Consider the following 22,895-nt stretch of genomic DNA (forward strand, 5'->3'; position numbering starts at 1 on the left):
CTCAGTTCCCCCCGCTGTCGTCGGCCTCGGCGAAGAGGCTGGTCAGCTCCGCGTCACCGATCTCGTCCAGGACCTGCATGAGTGACGCGTCCGTCTCCGCGACGGCCGCCGGCTCCCCTTCGCCGCCCGTGGAGGGCGCCTGTTCGTCGATGTAGCCGGCGAGGTCGGCGACCGTGGCGTAGGAGAACAGGTCCGCGATGTCGACCCTCCCCGGGAACGCCTCGTCGACCAGCGACAGCAGTTGCGCGGTCATCAGCGAGTTGCCGCCCAGGTCCTGGAAGCTGCTGTGCGCGTCGACCTCGCCCAGGCCGAGGACCGCCCCGTAGATGCCGCCGACGCGCAGCTCGGTCGGCGTGGGGTCCGACAGGCCCGTGAGGCGGGCGTCCGCACCGCCGCGGCCCCGGGTCTCCGCCGCCACGGCGGCGTCGTCCAGCGCCGCCTCCAGCTCCGGCCGGAGCCGGAAGGGCAGCTCCCCGAGATGGTCCTTCAGCACCGGGGGGTTCGCCTCGGACGGGATGACGCTCGTGGCCGTCGGATGGGCGATGAAGTGGGCGAGCCACGACAGCCCGTCCTCGACCGACACGGCCACGAAGGGCGCGTCGTGCGTGCCCAGGCCGTAGGCGACGGCCATGCCGACCTCGGACCACGAGGGCCAGTTGACGGAGAGCGCGCGGATCCCCTCGGCCCGTGCCCGGGCCGCGAGGGAGTCCATGAAGGCGTTGGCGGCGCAGTAGTCGCCCTGGCCCCGCCCTCCGGTGAGTGCGGTGATCGACGAGAAGAACACCAGGAAGGCGCCGGGGTGATTCCTCGTCAGGTCGAGGAGCGCGACACCGCCGTCCACCTTGGGGGCGAGCACGCCGTGGAAGACGGAGCCCTCCTTGGTGGCGAGGAAGCCGTCGCCGGCGACGCCGGCGGCGTGGACGATTCCGTCGAAGGTGACGCCCTCGGCGCGGAGCCGCGCGTCCAGGTCACGCACCTCGGCGGCCCGGGAGACGTCGCAGAGCACGTACTCGGCCACGGCCAGCTCCCGGACGCGACCCGCGGTGGCCTCGTCCAGGGGCCGCCGGCCGAGGAGGAGGATCCGGGCGGCGCCCTGCCGCGCCATCTCCCCGGCGACGCCGAGGCCGAGGCCGCCGGCCCCACCGGTGATCAGGAAGGTCCCGCCCCGGTACAGGCCGGCGTCCGGCACCTCGTTCGTCTCGGCCTGGCGCATCTCCCGCACGTACGTCCGCGATCCGCGCAGGGCGCGCGGCAGCGTGCCCCCGGCGCCGAGGATCTCGCGGACCGCGAGACCGAGTTCCGTGTCCGACCCCGCGTCGACCACGTCCACCGCGAGGTGCTCCTGTCCGATCACCACCGCGAGCGCGGCGGTGGCGGCGGCGTACGGGTCGGCTCCGGGGGCGCCGACGCCGACCTCCCAGGTGTCCCTGCCGAGCACCTTCAGGCCGAGTGCCGGCTTGACCCGGTGGGCCACCAGGCCGCGGTAGAGGGCGAACAGGGCGTCCACGCCCGAGGCGCGACGCTCCTCGTGGGACACGCCCTTGTCCGCCGTGTAGTCGGTGGCGAACAGGACGCCCTGGATCCCCTCCTCCCGGAGGCGCTCGCACAGGAGCCGCACGCCGTCATCGTCGGGTGCGAAGACGTTCCCGCCGGCCTCGGTGGTACCGGCCAGGTAGCACGCGACGGCGCGGTGGCCCTGGGCCTCCACCTCGTCGACCAGGCTCCGCCCCGCCTCGGTGTCCGATGCGATCACCGCCCACACCGCGCCGGTGCCGGCCGTCCTCTCCACGGCGGGGGCGGGGACCCAGGCGACCTCGAGGAAGCGCCGGGGACCGTCCAGACTGAAACGCTCCCAGTCGACCTTCTTGACGGTGTAGTCGGTGATCTGGGCGAACGTCCGCCCGTCCGGGCCGACGAGGTCCACGTCATAGGTGATCGTCTCGCCGTCGCGGCTGTCGTCGCGCACGGTGCGGATCAGCGAGTGGAACGTCTCGGGCATGGGCCGGTGGAGGACGAACCGCTTGTACATGTAGGGCAGGAACGTCTGCCCGCTGTTCTGCGAGATGAGGTTCACCGCGTTGTCCAGTTTGGCGGGGTGCAGGCCGTAGACCGCGGTCTCGTCGTCCGTTCCCCGCGGCAGCGCCAGCAGCGCCAGCGCCCGCCCGTCGGCCTCGTTCCGCCACAGACCGCGCACCGAGTCCCAGCGCGGGCCGAACTGGAAGACCCCGGTGTCGGTCTCGGTCGGGTACGGGTCGATGACCTCGGTCGCGGCGCGCTTCACGGCCTCCGTGTCGGGCGAGGCCTCCGGAGCGGGCCCGTCGAAGGGACCCACCCGGCCCTCGACGTGCGTGATCCACTCGTCGCCGCGCCGGCTCGTCACCCGGAACGCGTAGCCGTCCCCGGTCCGGTCGAGCAGGGTGCGCACCGTGGCCCCCGTGCCGTCCTCCACCGCGAGCGGGGTGAGGAAGAAGACGTTCTCGAACCGCGTGCTCCCGGTGCTCGCCACGGCGGCGAAGGCCGCCCGGGCCATCTCCAGATAGGTCGTTCCGGGAACCACCGGGCGGTGGCCGATCCTGTGGTCCGCGAGCACCCAGTGGGTCTGCGCGGACAGCGTGTTCTCGAAGACGACCGAGTCCTCCGTGCGGGTGAGCTCGGTGCCGAGCAGCGGGTGCTCCGGGCCCCTGCCGAAGCCACGGACGCGCGTCCTCATCGGCTTGGCCCAGTGGCGGGTCCGCTCGAACGGGTACGTCGGCAGCGGCACCCGCCGACGGGCCTCGTCCGCGTAGTACCGGCCGAATTCGACGCCGGCTCCCCGGACGTAGGCGGTGGCGATCTCGGCGAGGACCGCCGGGTCACCGTGGGCGCGGTACTCGCCGAGCATCGCGTTCGCCTCGTCCGACAGGCGCCGGACCGCCCGGGCCGTGAGGTCGCCGGGCTCCGGAGAGCTCTTCTTGTCGCTGACGACCGCGTGCACCCCGTAGAAGATCCCCCGCTGCGTGTCGGTGCTCAGGCCTCGGTGCCGGAGCCGGTCGAGGGCCTCGGCGAGCTGCTCCTTGCCGGAGGCGACGATCAGCACGCGGTGCTCGTAGTGGCCGCGCCCGACGGAGGAGGTGTAGCAGATGTCGGCGAGCGACCACGGGCACTCCTCCGCCAGCATCGCCCCGTACGCGTCGAGGAGTTCGCGCAGGGCGGCCTCGGACTTGGCGCTGAGGGTGAGGCAGTAGTGGCTCTGGCGCGCGGGCTCGCTCGTGTAGCGCGGCGCCTCCTCCAGGACCATGTGGCAGTTGGTCCGGATGAAGCCGAACGAGCTGATCCCGGCGCGCCGGGGCTCGCCCCCGGTCTCCCAGGGCGTCAGGCGGTCGTTGACGTAGAGCGGGCTGCCGGTGAAGTCGATGTAGGGGTTGGGCACGTTGAAGTTGGCCGTCGGAGCCAGCGTCGCGGTCTCCAGGGACTTCACCACCTTCGCGATCGACGCCGCGCCGGACGCCGCCACCAGGTGCCCCATCGTCGTCTTGAGCGAGCCGATCCCGCAGAACTGCTTCCGTGAGGTGTGCCTGCGGAACGCGTTGGTCAGGCCCTTGATCTCGATCGGGTCGCCGAGCACCGTGCCGGTGCCGTGCGCCTCCACGTACGAGATCGTCTCCGGCGCGACGTCCGCCTTGGCCCACGCGTCGAGGATCACCTTCTCCTGCATCAGCGCGTCGGGCGCGGTGATGCTGGTGGAGGTGCCGTCGTTGTTGACGGCCGACGCCTTGATGACGGCCCGGATGTGGTCGCGGTCGGCCAGGGCGCGCCGGAGCGGCTTGAGCACCACGATGCCCGCGCCCTCGCCCCACAGCGTTCCGTTGGCGCCGGCGTCGAAGGTGCGCACGGTGTCGTCGCGGGACTCGACGCTGCCCAGCGACATGCTCGCCAGGTACTCGGTCTTGACCTCTCCGCCCTGCGAGATGTTGATGCCGCCGGCCAGCGCCATGTCGCACTCGCCCAGCAGGAGCGACTGGATCGCCTGGTGGATGCAGACCGCGCCCGCCGAGCACGCGGTGTCCGTCATCAGTGAGGGGCCCTTGAGGTCGAGCTGGTAGGAGATCCGGCTGGCCACCAGGCCCTCCCAGGAACCCGACAGCTGCATCGGGTGGTTCTCCGAGAGCATGCGGTAGTACGAGTGGTTCGTCTGGTCCCTGCCCAGGAAGACACCGGTCCGGGTGCCCCTGACGCTGTCGCCTCCGTATCCGGCGTTCTCCAGCGCCTCCTGGGCCACCTCCAGCGCGATCCGCTGGTTGGGGTCCATGTAGTCGGCTTCGATCGGGGGGATGCCGAAGAAGCGGGCGTCGAAATGGTCGATCCGGTCCAGGTATCCGCTGGGGGCGTGCATCCGGTCGATGTCGGACTCGGCTATCGGGGCCCCGAGGATGAGTTCCGTGTAATAGGGGTTCCGCAGCATGTCGAGCATCTCGGACTTGCGTGCCTGCGGGAAGTCCCGGATGCACCGGTGCCCCACGCTGAGGAACTCCCACAACCGGTCGACGCTCGTGGCGGCGGCGAACCGTCCGGCGAGACCGATGACGGCTATCTCCTGGTGCGCGTGGGCGCCCGAGAGCTCCAGCAGCAACTTCTTGGCGTCCTCCCTGCCCAGCTGCTTGTTGGCGACCTGCGAGAGGATGAATGCCTTCACATTGTCCATGTGACTTCCGATTCCTAGATGAAGCCCGGGGAACTGTCGACGGTGACCACGCCCTGCTCCGCGAGGTCCAGCAGCCGGTCTATTTCACCGCCGTCCGAATCCGTGGCGGGCGCTTCGGTCGTGACCTCGGCCGGTGCGACACCGAGCTTCTCCTTGATGTACGCCGCCTGAGCCGCGATGGTCGTGTACCTGAACAGGTCCACGACATCCATCAGGCCCGGATAGTGCTCGTCGTAGAGCTTCGACATCTGCGATATCAGGAGCGAGTTCCCGCCGAGATCCCCGAAGCCGTCGTGCGCGTCGACCTCGGGGACGTCCAGCGTCGCCGCCCAGATCCCCGCGACGGTCCGCTCGACCTCGCCGACGCTCTCCAGGCCGTGCAGCGCGACCTCGCGGCCGTCCCGCGGTCCGGAGCGGCGGTCGCGGTCCCCCCGGACCTCCGCGGTCCGCCTCCTCGTCCGGCCGGGCATGAGCACGGCCGGGTGGTCGTCCCAGGCCATCAGGGCCGTGAGCAGGCCGACCGCCTCGGGGGTGTCCAGCGGCGGGAAGACGTCGTCCTCGTCCACGGCGTCCAGGCGCATCGCCATCCCGGTCTCGCGCCAGGCCGGCCACTGGATGCTGAGCGCCGGCAGTCCGGTGCGGCCGCGGTGCTGGGCCAGGCTGTCCAGGGCCAGGTTCGCGGCCGTGTAGTCGGCCTGGCCCTGGGTCGGTTCGAGGCCGGCGATGCTGGAGAACACGATGAAGTGATCCAGGTCGTCGGCGAGCGTGGCCTCGTGGAGATGGACGCCGCCCAGCGCCTTCGGCCGGTAGACGCTCATGAAGGTGTCGACGCTCTTGGTGTGCAGGAAGCCGACGCCGGGCCGGCCGGCGAGATGGAGGACCGCGGAGATCCTGCCGTGCCGCGCGCGGATGTCGCGTACCGCCCGCTCGACCGCCTCCCGGTCCTCCAGCGCCGGCCGGATCACCTCGAAGTGCTCGGCCTCGGCCTCGATTTCCGACCAGAGGCCGCTCAGGTGCGGTTCCCGCGCGCCGTCCGCGGCCGGCGAGCCCAGCAGGACGAGCCTGCGCGCGCCCTGCCGGGCCAGGTGCCGTGCCACCGCGGTGCCGAGCCCTCCGGTTCCGCCCGAGATGACGACCACCCCGTCGGTGGCGATCGGGACGGCGCGATCGGACCCGAGCGGGACCGGGGACTTCGCCAGATGGGGCTCGTACGACTGCCCGCCGCGCTGGAGGACGAACGGCGGCCGGCCGGCGGCGCGGGCCTCCGCCAGTACCTGCGCGGGACCGGTGTGTTCGTCGCCGTCGAGGCAGCGGATCCCGAGGGCCTGGTACTCCAGTGCCGCGACGCGCGCCAGGCCGGTCACTCCGGCCTGGCCGGGGTCGATCGCCCTCTCCTCGCCCGTCACGGCGAAGGCGTCGCGCGTCAGGACCAGGAGCCCGTCCTCGAAGGCGGCCCGCTGCCGCGAGACGAGCCCCAGCAGGGCCAGGATCCCGTCGACCGGCTCGACCACCCGGTCGGCGAGCGGGGTACCCGCGTCCGCCGGCGCCCAGGACAGCAGGCCGAAGGCGAACCGGCGGTTCTCGCCCACCCGCTCGCCGGCGTCTCCGTCCTTCGCGTCGGGCACGTGGACCCAGTCGTGTCCGGCGGTCTGAAGCTCCTTCGTCAGGCCGTCCAGTACGTCGCCGAAGTCCCCGCCGAGCAGGACGGTGCCCTGGCCCGCGGCCGGGGCCGGTGCCGAAGTCGTCTTCCGGTACGCCTGGACCCAGCCGTACTCCCCGGTCAGCGTCAGGTCGAGGTTGGCCGCCGACTTGACGCAGTAGTTGTCCACCGTCAGCACGACCCGGCCCGCGGGGTCGACCACGCGTACGTCGAAGACGTAGAGCTCGCCGGCGATGGACTCCGGCCGCTTCGTGAAGTGGGTGAACACGTGGGCCGGCAGGGGGCCGTGGACCGTGAGCCGGCCGTAGGAGAACGGCAGGTAGAGCCGGTCCTCGTCGTAGACGGTGTTGGGCGCGTTGATCAGGGCGTCCAGCAACGCCGGGTGGAGGACGTAGTCGTGGATCTCCTGCCGGTAGGCCGCCGGCAACACGTGCTCGTACAGGAGTTCGGCGGCGTCGTCGTCCGCCGCGCCGTACAGCACGCTGCGGGTCCAGCGCTCGCCGATGACGAGGCCGTTGGCGCGGTCGACGCTGTCGTCCAGGGGGAGTTCGCGGGTCATCCGGCGCCGCACGTCCTCGACGTCGAGCGGCGCGGGGGGCGGGGGAACGGTTCCGTTCACCAGTTCGGCGGTCGCGTTGCGCACCCACTCGCCGTCCGGCCGTCGCGTCGCGATGGTGACCTGGTCGACGTCGCCCTGGGGCTCGACGACGACGTGCACCTCGGCCTCCTCGCCGTCGGGGACCGCGAGGGGAAGTTCGAACCGGATGTTCCGCAGCGTCATGGCCGGGCCGCGGCCGAGTCGCCGCGCGGTCTCCACGATCATCTCGACCAGGCCGGTGCCCGGCAGGACGCTGACACCGTGGATGCGGTGGTCGGCCAGCTCCCACATCCTGCCGGGCCCGATCCGGCACACGGAGATGTCGCGGTTCCAGGAGCGCAGGACGTCCGCGTCACCGGTCAGGCCGGCCGCCCGGCGACGTCCGCGGTCGGACTCGATCCAGCACCTGGTCCTCTCGAACGGATGGGTGGGCAGCGAGATCCGCCGCCCGGCGGCGGCCGCCGCCCGCCAGTCGATCTCGGCGCCCCGGACGTACAGGCCGGCGAGCCGGCGTCGCGCGTCCCTGTCCGTCTCCCCTCCCGCGAGCAGCGACGCCGCCCGGCCGCTCAGGTCGTCGCGATCGGCGTCGGCGAGGGCGCGGGGACCGCTCGTCGCGGTCCGCTCCCCCGCCGGGCGGGATTCCTCGTGCGCCACGTCCAGCGGATCGGCGCTCGCCCGGGCGTCGTCCCCGTCCGCGAGGAAGCGTTCGAGCAGTGCCACCAGCTCCGTGCGGGACCGGAAGGTGAACGCGGCACGTACCGGGTGGTGCAGGCGCCCGACCGACGCGGTGAAGGCGAGGTCGACGAGGTCCACCTCCTCGTTCCGGGTCAGGAAGGCGCGGTAGCGCTCCGCGAGCCGCCTCAGGCCCTTCGCGTCACGAGCGCTCAGCGGCAGCAGGAGACACTCCGGGGCGCCCGCTCCCGCCTGTTCCCGCGCGGGAGCCGGGTCCGCGCTGCGCAGCACCAGATGGCAGTTGGTGCCGCTCAGGCCGAAGCTGTTGATTCCCGCGTAGAGGGTCTCCTCCGGGTCGTCGGACCACGGCACCGTGGCGTCGTTCACGTAGAGGGGGGTCCCCGGGAAGGTGATGTTCGGGTTCGGCTCCTCGAAATGGAGGCTCGCCGGCAGGGTCCGGTGCTTCATCGACAGCACCAGTTTGGCCAGGCCCGCCAGTCCGGACGCGTTGTCCATGTGCCCGATGTTCGTCTTGACCGTGCCGATGCCGCAGAACTGCCTGCGCCCGGTCTGCCGGGAGAAGGCCCGCTCGATCCCGCTGACCTCGACCGGATCGCCGAGCTTGGTCGCCGTACCGTGTGCCTCGATGAAGCCGATCCGGTCGGCGCCGATTCCGGCGTCGTTCAGGGCCTCCTCGATCAGGTCCGCCTGCGCCTCCGCGTTGGGAGCGGTGATGCCGTTGGAGGCGCCGTCCTGGTTGATCGCGCCGCCCATGATCACCGCGTGGACGTTGTCGCCGTCGCGCTCCGCGCGGTCCAGGGCCTTGAGGACGAAGACGAAGCATCCCTCGGCGGGACGGGTGCCCTCGCTCCTGCGGTCGAAGGTCCGCGTGCGGCCATCCGACGACGAGGTGTCCTGGATGTCCTTGAACCCGATGCCGGAGGCGTCGGCCGTGATGGGCAGGAGGTCGGTGTTCGCCGCTCCGACGACCGCCATCGTGCACTCGCCGCTCTGGATGGCCCGGAAGGCCGTGTAGGCGGCCACCAGACCGGACGAGCAGGCCGTGTCGACGAGGATCGACGGGCCCTTGAGGTCGAGGAGGTAGGCGATCCTGCTCCCGATGATCGACTTGACGTTGCCGGCGACGGAGATCTCCGGTGCTTCGGGGGCGATCGCCTGGATCAGTGACCGGTAGTCCTCGCCGAAGTCCGCCGACATCCCGGCGTAGACGCCCACGCGTTCCCCGCGGATCTCCTTGTTCAGGTACCCGGCGTCCTCGAGGGCGGCCCACGAGGTCTCCAGGAAGATCCGCTGGTTCGGATCGATGGTCTTCGCCTCCTGAGGGGAGAGCGAGAAGAAGCGGTGGTCGAATTCGGCCACCGAGCGCAGCCGCGTCCCGCCGATGTAGCGCTCCTCCTCCACCGGCGTCGGCACGCCGCGGGCGGCGAGGTACGCCTCGACGTCGGCACGACGCTCGGCCGAGAGGCCGGTGCGCGCCTCCTCGCCGCGAAGGATCATCGTCCAGAACTCGTCGAGGTTCTCCGCCTCACCCGCCCGGCCGCTCATTCCGATGATGGCGACCGGTCCGTGCTCGCGCCGGGGAGCCGCGTGGGTGATCCGGGCCTCGGAGTCGTCCGGGAGCCGCATCAAGTCCAGATCGCCGAGATCGAGCAAGGGTTTCATCTCGTCAGCACCCCCGCGGGCGCCCGGAGGTGGGTGTTGCCGGTCCGTTCCAGGATCGACGCGATCCGCTCCTGCCGCTCCGCCTCGGGGACCCGCTTGGTCGTCATGATCGTGTGGAGGAGTTCCAGGGCGGTCGCCTTCTGCTCGTCGGAGAGCTCGTCCTTGTCCACCTGGCCCAGTTCCTGGAGCCGCCGGTAGGGAAGCACCACGCCGTTGGTGTACTGCTCCTCGTCGAAGTTGCGGTTGCGCGTCGCGGCGGCGGCGCCCAGGCACAGGCCGACGAGCCCGGGCTCCCGCCTCTTCAGCTCGACGAGCCGGTCGATCGCGGCGTGGGCCTGGTCGAGCTCCGCGTCGAGGCTGTGGACGGCGCCGCCGTCCACGGCGTCCTGGATCAGCTTCTTGAGCACCTGCTTCGGCCCCACCTCCAGCCACAGGGCGATGTCACGCCCCGCCAGCTCGGAGACGACCGTGCTCCAGCGCACCGGGCTGGTCAGCTGGACCGCGAGGGCGTCCTTGATCTCCTGCGTGCTCCCGTACGCCCGCCCGGTGACGGTGCTGTACACCGGAACGGCCGGTTCCCGGAACTCGATCTCCTCGATGGCCCGCACGTACGCGGGAACGGCGTTCGCCATGAAGGTGCTGTGGAACGCTCCGCCCACGTTGAGCCTGGCGATCTTACAGCCGCGCTCCTCGAGGAAGGCGGTCATGGCCTTCAGGTCGTCGAGCGCGCCCGACAGCACGGTCTGCCGCTCCGCGTTGTAGTTGGAGACCTGCACGGTGCGGCCGCCGGTGTTGAACTCCTCGACGCACTTCTCCACCTCCGCCGCCGACATCCCCAGGGCGGCGATCATCCCGGCGCCGCTCTCCGTCGCGCAGGCCTGCATGGCCTCGCCGCGAACCTTGACCAGGCGCACGGCGTCGTCGAAGGTCAGCGCGCCGGCGGCGAGCAGGGCGGTGATCTCGCCCAGGCTGTGCCCCGCCATGGCGGAGACGGGCGGCGTGCGGTCCGCCGTCAGCACCTCGTACATCGAGTGGCTCAGGACCAGCAGCGCGACCTGCGCGTGCATGGTCTTCGTCAGCTCGCCGGGCGGCGCGGTGAAGCAGAGGTCCTCCAGCGAGTAGCCGACGATGCCGGACGCCTGGCGGAAGCGGTTCCGGACGCTTTCGTGCGCGTCGAACCAGTTCTTGCCCATGCCGGGGAATTGGGACCCCTGGCCGGGGAACACGATGACAAGGTCGTTCACGAGTTGTCCTTCTCCTTGGATGTGCGCGATCGGTCCGTCTCGGATGACTCGCTCAGAACGCCGAGAAGCCTGACGAAACCGCTCAGCAGTCGTTCCACCGACGCGGAGCCGATCTTCCGGGCGTAGCCGATGCCGGCGACCGACGGATCGGCCAGGAGGTCGAGACCCAGGACGAGGTCGAAATGGCGCAGGAGGCGGGTCTCGTCCACCTGCCGGCTGTCACAGCACGCGATGGAGACCCTCCCCCCGGCGTTCCGGCCGGCGGTGAAGTGGCTGAGGTCGACCTGGTTCGCCCCGTCGGGCCGGTGCTCGTCGTCGTCGAGGATCTCCCGGAGGTCGGTCTTCCCCGCGAAGCCGAACCGGACCGGGACGACGTCGTCACCGCTCCGCACGACGCACAGGTCGAGGTCGTCCTGGCCGAGCATCTTGCCGAGGGTGAGGGCGAACGTCGCCAGGACCAGTTCCTCGGGCTCCCGGTCCACGTCCTTGCCCAGCCGTGCCAGTCCGTCCCTGATCCGCGGGGACAGGACGGCTTCGATCCGGCCGCCGCCCGTGCCGTCCTTCGCGAACCAGGTGTCGGGGAGCCGCACGCCGGTCTCGGCCGGCGACGCGCCCGCGTCGCGCTGGGCCAGCCTTCCCTCTATGTGCCCCCGGAGCCTGCCGATCGTGGGATGGGCGAACAGGTCGCTGACGTCGAGCAGTCCGGGGAACACCGAGTCCAGGTCGTTCAGCAGCAGGATCAGGCTGAAGGAGTTGCCTCCGAGGTCGAAGAAGCTGTCGTCCCGGCCGATCGGGATATCCCCGAGCGTCCGTTTCCAGGCGGCGACGAGCTCCCGCTCCACTCCCGGGCGGGCGGCGCCCTCGCGGCCCGGCGCCGCCCATTCGGCGGCCTGCCGCTCCAGCGCCTTGCGGTCGACCTTTCCGCTGGTCGTCACGGGGATGCCCGGGACCTCTGTCAGGGTGGCGGGGATCATGTAGTCGGGCAGCCTCTCCGCGAGGAAGCCCTTCAGTGCCTCCTCGCGGAGAGGCTCGCCCCGCTTCGCCTGGTAGAAGCCGCGGATGACCCGGTTGCCCGGTGACAGTTCGTGGACGACCGCGGCCGCCGCCGTCACCAGCTCGTGTCCGGCGATCGCCTGCTCGATCTCCTCCAGCTCGATCCGGTGCCCGCGGACCTTCACCTGGTTGTCGGTCCGTCCCAGGCAGTGGACCTCGCCGTCCTTCCAGACGGCCCGGTCACCGCTCCGGTAGATCCGTCCGGCACCGAACGGGTTGTCCCGGAACACCTCACCGTTCAGATCGGGCCGGTTGAGGTAGCCCGGCGACACCCCGAGCCCGCCGATCCACAGGTCGCCGGGCATGCCCTCCGGCACCATCCGCAGGTCGTCGTCCAGCACGTGGAAGGTGGTGTTGGCGATCGGCGTGCCGATGCTGAGGGCCGTGTCGCCCGTGAGGTTCTTGACACTGGACCAGATGCACGTCTCCGTCGGGCCGTAGACGTTGAAGATCTCCAGCGACGCGTGCTTCCGCAGCCCGTCGAGCAGGTCCTCGGGAAACGCCTCGCCGCCCACGATGAGCTTCTCCAGCGCGCTCAGCGCCTCGAAGGCGGCGTCCGGGTCCGCGTGCAGCAGGCGCAGCCGGGTCGGCGTCAGCTGCACGTAGTCGACACCGTTGCGGACGACGAACTCGGCGATGCTCGCCGGGGTCCGGGCCTCGTCCTCGTCGGCCACGACCACCGTGCCGCCCGTGACCAGCGTCAGCAGCGTCTCCAGGACGTGGATGTCGAACGACGGCGTCGTCAGGCACGCGACGGCCTTCCGCTCGCTCCATCCGAGCGCGTCCGGCATCCCGCGGAGGAAATTGGCGAGGGCCCCGTTCGTGACCGTGACGCCCTTCGGCCTGCCGGTGGAACCCGACGTGAAGATGACGTACGCCAGGTCGTCCGCCGTGACACCGGCCCGCGCGGCACCGGCCTCGGAGGCCTCGTCCGCCGCCGTGCCGGGCGGTTCGCCCTCCTTCAGGACGAGTACGCGGGACCCGAGATCCGGTGCCCCGCCGAAGTCCTCGGAGCAGACGATCACCGCGGGCTCGGCGGTCTCGACGATGTGGGCGAGACGCTTCGGCGGCGTGGCGACGTCCATCGGCAGCCAGGCGCAGCCGATCCGGTTGGCGGCCAGCATCAGGGTGATCAGCTCGGGCGACGGCCGCAGGAGGAGCCCGATCACGTCTCCCCTGCGGGCACCGTGGGCCCGCAGGAGGGCGGCGTGACGGTCCACCCGCTCGGCCAGTTGCCCGTAGGTGACGTCCGTCCCGCGGAACAGGACCGCCGGCTCCTGCGCGTACCTCTCGCACGCCGCGTCGAACAGCTCGGGCAGCAGCGCCAGGTCCGTGACGACCGGGCCCGTGCCCCAGGTGACCAGGCGCTCCCTGGCCGCGTCGTCGAGCAGCGAGAGCTCGCCGATCGTTCGATCCGGGTCCTGCACCACCTGTGCCAGGAGGGCGCGGAACCGGTCCATCAGCGCGGCGATCCGCTCCTCGCCGTAGACGCTCGAGTGGTTCAGGTCGGCGAACAGCCCGCCGTCGCGCTCGGTGAGCTCGAAGGTGAACGCGAACATCGAGCCCCGCGCGCCGAGGTCCTCCGTCGTGGCGGTGACCTCGCCGTAGCGGCGGGCGCGCGTCCGGGCGTCGGTGTAGATGAACATCGTGTCGAACAGCGCGTTGTGGCCGTGGTCCCGCGCCAGGTCGAGTTCCTGGACCAGGACGCTGTACGGATAGAGCGAGTGGCTCATCGCCGCGAGGCTGGTCTCCCGGACCTGGCGGAGGAAGTCGGACACCCGGGTGCCGGCCGCCGGCCGGACGCGGAGCGGAAGCGACTCCGCGAACATGCCGACCGTCTTCTCGAAGGACCCCAGCATGCGCTGGTCCATGGGGACGCCGACGCACAGGTCGTCCTCGCCGGTGACCTTGGCCAGCAGGAGCGCCCACAGCGACAGGTAGAAGACGGACGGCGTGGTCCGCTGCCGCCGGATCACCGCGGTGGCGGCCCGGTGCAGCTCGGGGTCGACCTCGAAGTAGTGGCGCCGCCCGGCGAAGTCGTTGACCGCGGGAGGCGGCGAGTCGGTCGGGAGGCTCAGCGGGCCGGGAACGGTGGCGAACTGCTCGAGCCACCACCGCCGGTGGTCCGCGTACTCGGGCCGGGCCGCCGCGCCGGACAGCAGGCGCACGAACGTGGCGTAGTCGTCGGACCCCTCGCCGTCGTCGAGCCGGCCGTGTGTCAGGTGATCGGACAGGTCGTTGAAGATGATCTCGATCGACCGGCCGTCGACGGCGATGTGGTGGAACGTGACGACCAGGTGGTGAGTACCGTCCGGGTCCACGACGATGCCGTACCGCCACAGTGGCGGCCTCGCCAGATCGAGCGGCGCGTTCATCACCGCCAGGATGTCCTCGACGGTCAGCGAGGGGTCCTGCCCGCGGTCGAAGAGATGGAACTCCGGAGTGACGTCCGGCGCGGTCCCGGCCCTCACACCGGCCGGGTCGACCACGTAATGGCGCCGGAGGTTGGGGTGCCTGCGGCCGATCGCCCGGAAGGCCGCGGCGACCCTCTCCTGGTCGAGCGGGCCGTCGAAGCGGAGGCCGAAGACGATCTGGTACGCCTCGTTCCCGCCGCGCATCCGGGACAGGACGTAGACCCGCTGCTCCAGCGAGGTGACGTCCACGGGCGCGTCCGGCCGTGGCTCGACCGTCGTGCCGGCCGCGGACGTCCCGCGGTTCCCGGGCGGGGCCGCGGCCGGCTGCCGGCGCCGGAAGTCGAACCCGCCCGCGCGCAGTTCCTCCACGCTGGCGCGGACCGCCTCCAGGATCCGGTCCTGGTGCTCACGTGTGTGGGCGACGGAGAAGGTGGCCGTCCTGCGCTCCCACACGTAGACGCCGTGGTGGTTCAGGAGCTTGAAGAACAGGTTCTGGGTCAACGAGGCGTGCGCCACGTCCCGCGGGGCCACCGGCTCCCATTTGTACATCGACGCGAAGTGCGCGACCGTGAGCGGAACCTCCTCGGCCTCGAAGTACTCGTTGACCCGCCGGGCGAACTCGGCGGTGTAGTCGTTGAGTCCGGCCAGCATCTCGGCGCCGGACTCCTTCAGGCGCGTGAGCACGGCCTTGGACGCGGCCATGGCCAGGGGGTGCTTGCAGAACGTCCCGGCGAAGAAGGTGGTCGGGGCGGCGGGCTTGGAGTCGTCGGTGTCGACCCAGGCGCCGCCGTCCACGGCGTCGAGGTACCTGCTCCGGCCGGCGACGATGCCGATCGGCAGGCCGCCCGCCACGAGCTTCCCGTACAGCGCCATGTCGGCCTTGACGCCGAAATACGCCTGGGCGCCGCCCAGCCCCACCCGGAAGCCGGTGATCATCTCGTCGAAGATGAGCGCGATCCCATGCTCCGTGCATATCTCGCGCAGTTCGCGCAGGAAGTCCCCCGGCTGCAGTGCGGGATTCCGGGACTGCACGGGCTCGACCAGCACGGCGGCGAGTTCGGCGCCGTTCTCCCGGATCCACTCCAGGGTCCCGGGGCTGCCGTAGGCGCGCACCACGGTGTTGTCGACCATGCCCTGCGGGACCCCGATGGTCAGCGGGACGGTGGCGGTGCCGTCCGTCTCGGCCAGGACTCCGTCGGAGCTTCCGTGGTAGGAGTTGGTGAACCGCAGGACCTTGTCCCGGCCGCTGACCGCCCTCGCCAGCCGCAGTGACACCATCACCGCCTCGGTGCCCGTGTTGCAGAAGGCGACCCGCTCGGCGCCGGTCATCTGGTGGACGAGTTCCGCGACCTCTCCGGCGACGCCGTTCTGCGGGCCGAGCTCGTAGCCGTGGTCGAGCTGCCTGCGGACGGCGTCGGCGACGAAGGACGGGTTGTGCCCGAAGACGTGGACCCCGTAGCCGATGGCGGTGTCGACGTACTCGTTGCCGTCCAGGTCCCAGAACGTGGCGCCGCTGGACCTGGCCGAGACGACCGGGTAGACCGTCTCCTTCACGCTCGGGTTGAAGTTGAGCGACGCGATCCAGTCCGCCAGCCTCCCGCGGTACCTGTCGGCGTACTCCTTCGACTTCCGGGTCCTGGCGACGTACCGCGCGACGAAGTCCGCGATGAAGCGGCTCTGCTCGCCGGTGAGCCGGTCATCGGTCAACGCGATGTTGTTGTTGTACGAACCGACCTTGCGCGGGGTCCTCGGCGCGTCGGCGCGGGCGGGAGTGGCCGCGCGCGGTTCCCGGACGGTGGCGTCCGCCACGGGTGCGGCGACGGAGCCCGCCGGATCGGGAGTGCCCGCGAGGAGGCTGAGCTGCTGCCGCATGAGCTCCAGCTGCGCCTGGACGACAGCCTCGAGAGCGGTCCCGGGCGCCTGCTGGGCGACGGCGGCGGTCCTGGCCACGGACGGGACGGCGGCGGCAGGCCGCTCCTGCGCGGAGGACCCGGAGGACGCGGAGGTCCCGTCCGCCCCGGCCGGGGCGGACGCCTCGAGGTCGTTCCGCGGCGTGGGCTCGGCGGGCCGGTGCTCCAGCACGAAGTCGGTCAGCTGGCCCACCGTGTGCAACGACTCGAAGAACATCCTGATCGGGAAGTCGACGGAGAACCGTCTGTCGATCCTCTTGACCAGCTGTACGAGCATGAGGGAGTCGATACCGAGCGAGAACAGCTCCAGCGACTCGTCCATCGTGTCCACGGCGACGCCGGTGATCTCGCCCAGCGCCCCCGTCAGGAACGTCCGGATCGTTTCACGTTCCGCCGTTCTGCGGGCGTCGCGCGCCCGCATCTCCTCGATGCCGTCCTCGACGCCAGGGGACATCGGAACACCGCCGTTTCCAGTGTGGTCGCCGTACCAGATCCGTTGCCTGTCGAATGATGTGCGGGGAAGATCCGGGACGAGGCCGCCGGGCCTGCCCGGTAGCCGGTCCCACTCCAGCGCCCTCCCGAGCCGCCACAGCAGGCCGGCGCTCTCCAGGAACTGCCGCGTGTCGGAGCGGCCCTTGCGCAGGCTCGGGACGGTCACGACATCCTCCGTGGCGTCCTGGGCGATCAGCCCGCCGAGGGTCGCCATGGGCGCGACCTCGACGAACACCCGCAAGCCCCGACCGGCCGCTGTGCCGACCGCCGACGTGAACAGGACGGGATCGACCAGGTGGCGGCTCCAGTACTCCGCTCCGATCATCGAGTCCCGCGTCACCGGCCGGCCGGTCTGTGCGGAGATCCACGGGATCTTCGGAGCGGCGAACCGCTGGTCCCGGATCTGCTCGTACAACTCCTCGGCGCCCCGGTCCATCCACCGCGAGTGGAAGGGGTGCGATATGTCCAGGCGCTCCACGAAGATCCGCTGCTTGCGCGCCTTCCGCAGCACCGCGTCGAGACCCTGCGCCCGTCCGGAGACGGTGACGTTCTCCGACGCGTTCACGGCGGCCACCGAGACCTCGGGGAAGTCGCGCAGCAGTTCCTCGGCCCGCTCCCGGGAGCACAGCAGCGTCGCCATCCCGCCGTCGCGCGGTGTGTCCTCCATGACCCGTGCCCGGCGCGTCACCAGGTCGACGGCCTGCTCCTGGCTCATGACACCGGCGAAGCAGGCCGCCCCGTACTCACCGATGCTGTGGCCGAGGACCGCGGCCGGGGTGACGCCGAGCGCCTGCCAGTAGCGCGCGAGCGCCAGCTCGACGGTGAAGATCATCGGCTGGGTGTGGAGCGGTGACGCGAACACGGCCTCGTCGTCCCCGAACATGGCCTTCAGCGGGGAGGCGCCGCCGGCCCGTGAGAAAGCGCTGTCCAGCTCGTCCATCTCGCGGCGGAAGATCTCGGCGTGGTCGTAGAGCTCGCGGGCCATGCCGGGGTACTGCGTGCCCTGACCGGAGAAGACGAAGACCTCGCCGGCGGCGTGGCCGTCGGGGAGCGCGGTGTCGTCGGAGGCCGCCGCCTCGGCTGCCGCCGGGATGTCGGCCGGAGAGCCGCACACCAGCGCCCGGCGGTACCGCAGCGCGCGTCGCCTGCCCAGCGTGTGGGCGACGTCGGCGAGGGGCGCGGTGGCGTTCCCGCTCCACTCGGCCAGGTTCCGCAGGGTGGTGTGCAACGCCGCTTCCGATTGGGCCGAGACGGTGAGCAACTGCGGCGTGTCGGGCGCCGGCCGGGGCGTCCGGACGGGCTCGCGGGGCCGGTGCTCCTCGACGATGACATGGGCGTTGGTGCCGCTGATCCCCAGCGAGGTGATCCCGGCCCGCCGCCTGCCGCCGGCCGGTTCCCACGGGGTCTCCTCGGAGACCACCTCGATCGGGATGCGCTCCCAGTCGATCCGGCGGTTGCCGGTCCTGAAGTGCAGGGTGCCCGGGAGGCGGCCGTGCTCGATCGCGAGGACGACCTTGCACAGCGCCGCCATGCCGGCCGCGGCCTCCAGGTGCCCGAGGTTCGACTTGACGCTGCTGATGGGGAGCTTGGTCCGGCGGTCCGCGAAGACCCGGGCGAGGGCGTTCACCTCCTGGGGGTCTCCGATGGGCGTGCCCGAGCCGTGGGTCTCGACGTAGGAGACGTCCTCGATGCCGAGGCCCGCGTCGGCCAGGGCACTTCGGATGACGTCGGCCTGAGCCGTGCCGCTCGGCACCGTGAAGCCGCCGCTGCGACCGTTGTGGTTGATCGCGGAGCCGCTGAGGACCGCCAGGATCCGGTCGCCGTCGCGCTCGGCGTCGGAGAGCCGCTTGAGCAGGACGACCGCTCCGCCCTCGCTGCGGATGTATCCGTCGGCACCGTCGTCGAAGCTCCGGCACCGCCCGCTCGGCGAGAGGGCGTTCAGCCGCGACCAGGACAGGTGCACCTCGGGGCTGAGGATCAGGTTCACCCCGGCGGCCACGACCAGGTCGCAGCCGCCCTGCCGCAGTTCCCGCATGCCCAGGTGGACCGCGTACAGGGAGGAGGAGCAGGCCGTGTCGACGGCCATGCTGGGGCCCCGGAAGCCGTAGACGTAGGAGATCCGTCCGGCCGCCGCGTTGGCCATGTTGCCGGTGTAGGTGTACGCGTCGGGGGCATGTCCGAGATCGGCCCCGACCTGCTGGTAGTCGTTGTTGTAGATTCCCACGAAGGTGCCGACCCGCCGGTCCTCGCCGGCGGCGAGGGGGTCGATCCCGGCGTCCTCGAACGCCTCCCACGTCAATTCGAGGAGGAGCCGCTGCTGCGGATCGAGGAGTTGCGCCTCCTTCGGCGAGATGTTGAAGAAGAGCGGGTCGAACCGGTCGACGTCGCCGAGATAGCCGCCCTGCGTGGTCGTGACCCCGGCGGTGTCCAGCGGGCTCTGCCGCCATCGGTCGGCCGGTATCTCCGTAACGACGTCGATGCCCTCGCTCAGCACCTCCCAGTAGTGTTCCCGGGTCCCGATGCCGCCCGGCAGCCGGAAGGCCATCCCGACCAGCGCGACGGGTTCCGACGGGTCTGCGCGGACGGTGGGAGCGGCGGGGGCCGGTACCCGGCGTTCGGTGTCCCGCCCCTCCACCCTCGGCCCCAGCTCGCGCACCAGGGCGCCGACGGCGGGGTGGTCGACGGTGAAGGTGCTCTCCAGGCTGACGTCCAGCCGGCGCTCCAGCAGGTCCTGGAGCGCGACGAGCCGGACCGAGTCGAAGCCGAGGTCGAAGAGACCGGTCTCATGGTCGTGGCGGCCCAGCGTGACGTCGCCGACCGTCACCTCCGGCGCCGTCCCGCCCCGCACCGCCGCGACGATCAGGTCGCACACGGCCTCCACCAGCTCGTCGCCGTCGGGCGGCGGGACCTGCGGTCCGGCCGCGCGGCAGGTCGCGCCGACCGTGCTCGCGTCCGCGGGCGAGGTGGCCACGGGCCGTCCGGCCTCGTTCGGCGCCCGGTCCGCGCCCGCCGCCACGCCGTGTCCGGGGACCTCGGCCAACGAGGACAGGAACCGGTTCATGTCCTGGTGACCGCGGTACAGGGTACCGATCACCGGAACGCGGCCGCCGGCGGACTCCACCGTGGCGCGCATCGCGGTCGTCAGCACCGGGTGGGGGCTGGGCTCGATCAGCGCCGTGTGGCCGTCCGCCAGCATCGCGCGGGTGACCTGCTCGAACAGCATGACCTGGCGCATGTTGCGGTACCAGTAACCGGCGTCCAGCTCGCCGGTGGCCAGACGGCCGCCGGTCACGCTGGAGTAGAACGGGGTCTCCACGTCACGCCGGGTGACCTCGCCCAGGGAGTCCAGCAGCCAGTCGCGCTGCTCCGCCATCCGGGGCGAGTGGCACGCCACCCCGAGCGAGAGCTTCTGGGCGTACGTCCCCTCGGCGCGCGTCTCGGCGACCAGCCTCACGATCTCGTCGCGGTCGCCCGCGACCACCACCGACCGCGGGGCCAGGACGCCGGCGACGCTCACGGCGTCGCCGAGCGGCGCCAGGCGGACCTGCGCCTCCTCCAGGGGGAGTGCCAGCAGCGCCATGGCGCCGGGGTCCGTCGCCCGTGCCTGCGCCTCGCTCCACAGCGCGATGACCCGGGCGGCCTCGTCCAGGGAGAGCGCGCCGACGACGCACGCCGCGGCGACCTCACCGAGGCTGTAACCGGCCACGGCGTGCGGCTCGACGCCGTGGGACCGCCACAGGGCGGCCAGGGAGACCTGGACGGCGAACAGCACGGGCTCCGAGACGTTCGCCCGTTCGTACGCGGTCGACGGCCGCTCCGCCCGGAGCACGTCGACCAGGGACCACTCCACGTGCGGCGCCAGGGCGTCCGCGCAGTCGCCGACCCGCCGGGCGAAGACCGGGGAGCTGTCGAGCAGTTCGACCGCCATGCCGGGCCAGACGGCACCCTGCCCGGGGAAGACGAACGCGGGCCGCGCGCTCGCGTAGGTGTCGTGATGTCTCATGTCCCCCACCCCGACTTCGAGACGGCGAATTTCTTGTAGCCGTAGTCGGCGATCAACAGCTGCTGCAGTTGCGACGTGCCTTCGATGACCTCCAGGACCTTCGCCTCCCGGAACAGGCGTTCCGCCGGATACCGGTCCCAGCACCCGTTCCCGCCGAGGACCTGAACCGCGTCCGAGGTCACCTGCTGGGCGATCGTCGAGGAGAAGTACTTCGCGATGTTGGTCTCCATCACCGCGTCGGCGCTGTGTTCCATGCGCAGCCGGCCGGCTCGACGGCACAGCTCTCTCGCGGCGCCGACCTGCGTGACGGCGTCCGCGATCATCTTCTGCACCAGTTGGTGGGTGCCGATCTTCACCCCGAACTGCTCGCGTTCGATGGCGTAGGCGCACATGGTCTCGAGCGCCGCCTGAGCTATCGCGACGCCGGCCCAGGCGATGCTGTAGCGGCCGTGGAACAGGGCGGTGTTCGCGACGAAGCCGACTCCCAGCCCGATGCCCGACACGAGGTTCTCGGCGGGGACCTCGACATCGCTGAAGGAGACCTCCGCCATGTGCGTCGCCCGGTTGCCCAGCATCCCCGACATCGGGTGGATCTCCACGCCCGGCATGTCACGCTCGACGAGAAAGGCGCTCGTCGCGCCGTTGTCGGTCGCGAAGACCATGAACAGATCCGCGACGCCGGCGAAGGAAATCCATTTCTTGCGCCCGTCGAGGACGAAAAGGTCGCCCTTCTTGATGTACGACGTGGTGACGGACGCGGCATCGGATCCGGCACCGGCCTCGGAAAGGGCGAAGCACGCGATTTTCTTTCCGAGTGCCAGATCTGTGAGGTATTTCTCCTTGAGCCGGTCCGATGCCCGTTTGACGAGGGTCTCGGCGACGAGGGATGTGTGCACCGTCAACAAGGCCCGTGTCGACGCGCAGGCCTTTCCGATCGACTCGGTCAGTTCGCCGTACTCGAGCGGGTCCAGGCCCTGGCCGCCCCATTTCGCCGGGACCACCGCGCCGAGGAATCCCGCGTCGGCCATCGTCGTGATGACGTCCCTCGGCAGGTAACCGGCCCGGTCGAACTCCGCGGCACGATTCACCAGTCCGGTCTCGGCGAAGGATCTGGCGCGCTCCTGGATACCGCCGGCTCGCTCCTCATGTGCCTGACGCATTCTTCAGCTCACCTACCATTCGCGTTATTCGCTGGATCGAGCTGAAGTTCTGCAGAATTATGCGATCGTCCGGCACCTCTACGTCGAACGTGAACTCGATGAAGTCCAGGAGCTGCATGGCGAAGATCGACGTGACGAAACCCTTCTCGAAGATGTTGTCGTCGTCGTGAAGCTCCTCGTCCCGCAATGCGCTCATGTTCGATCGCACGTAGTCCCTGACGGCGTTCGCCGTTTCCACGGCCGAACTCTTCGCCATTTCCGTGACCGCTTCGCTAGGCATTGACATCCACCTTGATGTATTCCGGATATTCCCGGCTGACAGTGAGATCGTTCTCGTACACGTAGTCGTCGCCGTCCTGCGACACCACACGGAAATTGGCCAGCTGGTACGTCAGCAGCATCTGACGATTGCGGCTCGTGCGCCGGAAGTCCGCGAGCAGACGCTTGCCCGCGGCGGCGGCGTGCTTGACGAGGAAGGCCAGGAGGACGGTGCCCACTCCCTTGGAGACCGTCCGGCACGACATGAGGAGCAGCTTGATCGTCCATCGGTCCTGGTGCTTTTCCACCAGGGCCAATCCGATCTTTCCGTACGAGCCGTACCGGTCGTCCAGCTCACAGACCCACAGATCGTGCCGCGGGTCGCGCGTCAACGCCTCGAGCTGCTCGTAGGAGTAGTGGATGCCGGTCGAGTTCAGCTGGCTGGTCCGCTTCGTCAGCTCCTCCAGCCTCAGCAGGTCGTCGCCGCCGGCCCGGGAGATTCGGAAGACCATGTCGAGGCTCCTGAGGAAGTCCTCACGGGGGCCCTGGTAGGCCAGTTCGGACTCGCTGCGCCTCTCGTCCTCCAGGTACATGTGCCGGCGCCTCCTGGCGTCCTCGGTCACCACCGGCGGGGACAGGCGGGGCAGCGAGCGGAGGGTGAGGTAGTCCTCCGCGTCGACGGTCTCCACCCCGGGCAGGGCGAACGCGACCTCGTCGCGCTCGAACGGCTGGTCGTCGACGAACACGAACGTGTCGAGTCCGATGTTCAGCCGCTTCTGGATCTCCGCGACCGAACTCGACTTGCTGTTCCAATTGACCTGCGGGTACAGGAAGTACTCGGCGACCCCGAGTTCCTCCAGTTTCCGCATGGCGTCGTCATGGTTGTTCTTGCTGGCCACCGACAGGAGGATCCCCCGGGAGTCGAGCGTCTTGAGCAGGTCGAGAATTCCGCTCTTCAGGGTGACCTCGTCGCCGGCCGACAGAGTTCCGTGCCACAGCGTGTCGTCGAGGTCCCAGACGACGCACTTGGCCATCTTCACGGCTTGATTCCCTTCGGGAAGGGGCAC

7 protein-coding genes are annotated in these 22,895 nt (G+C 70.7%); all 7 read right to left on the bottom strand.

The annotated features are described in order from the left end of the window. Window position 1: 1 nt before the first annotated feature. From ACTOQ1_RS18425 to ACTOQ1_RS18455, 7 genes are read right to left on the bottom strand one after another with little or no spacing between them, the layout of a single operon-like run. Window positions 2-4,681, bottom strand: a complete 4,680-nt coding sequence (locus ACTOQ1_RS18425) for an SDR family NAD(P)-dependent oxidoreductase (protein WP_440068654.1) — start codon at window positions 4,679-4,681, stop codon at window positions 2-4. Window positions 4,682-4,695: 14 nt separating this feature from the next. Next, on the bottom strand, window positions 4,696-9,294 hold the full coding sequence (locus ACTOQ1_RS18430; RefSeq protein ID WP_440068656.1) for an SDR family NAD(P)-dependent oxidoreductase: 4,599 nt from the start codon (window positions 9,292-9,294) through the stop codon (window positions 4,696-4,698). Next, complete coding sequence (locus ACTOQ1_RS18435) at window positions 9,291-10,538, bottom strand: ACP S-malonyltransferase (protein WP_440068658.1); 1,248 nt, start codon at window positions 10,536-10,538, stop codon at window positions 9,291-9,293. The genes ACTOQ1_RS18430 and ACTOQ1_RS18435 overlap by 4 nt, the downstream gene beginning before the upstream one ends. Beyond that, complete coding sequence (locus tag ACTOQ1_RS18440; RefSeq protein WP_440068659.1) at window positions 10,535-20,410, bottom strand: amino acid adenylation domain-containing protein; 9,876 nt, start codon at window positions 20,408-20,410, stop codon at window positions 10,535-10,537. The genes ACTOQ1_RS18435 and ACTOQ1_RS18440 overlap by 4 nt, the downstream gene beginning before the upstream one ends. Continuing rightward, complete coding sequence (locus ACTOQ1_RS18445; protein WP_440068661.1) at window positions 20,407-21,570, bottom strand: acyl-CoA dehydrogenase family protein; 1,164 nt, start codon at window positions 21,568-21,570, stop codon at window positions 20,407-20,409. Before ACTOQ1_RS18445 ends, ACTOQ1_RS18440 begins: the two co-directional genes overlap by 4 nt. Beyond that, window positions 21,554-21,850 carry a phosphopantetheine-binding protein gene (locus ACTOQ1_RS18450; protein ID WP_440068662.1) on the bottom strand — a complete coding sequence of 99 codons (297 nt, stop codon included), beginning with the start codon at window positions 21,848-21,850 and terminating at the stop codon, window positions 21,554-21,556. Before ACTOQ1_RS18450 ends, ACTOQ1_RS18445 begins: the two co-directional genes overlap by 17 nt. Further along, window positions 21,843-22,862, bottom strand: coding sequence for an HAD-IIIC family phosphatase (locus ACTOQ1_RS18455; protein ID WP_440068970.1), 1,020 nt, complete (start codon window positions 22,860-22,862; stop codon window positions 21,843-21,845). Before ACTOQ1_RS18455 ends, ACTOQ1_RS18450 begins: the two co-directional genes overlap by 8 nt. Window positions 22,863-22,895: the final 33 nt, after the last annotated feature.

This window comes from Streptosporangium sp. OZ121, from assembly GCF_051918885.1.
Classification (GTDB): domain Bacteria; phylum Actinomycetota; class Actinomycetes; order Streptosporangiales; family Streptosporangiaceae; genus Streptosporangium.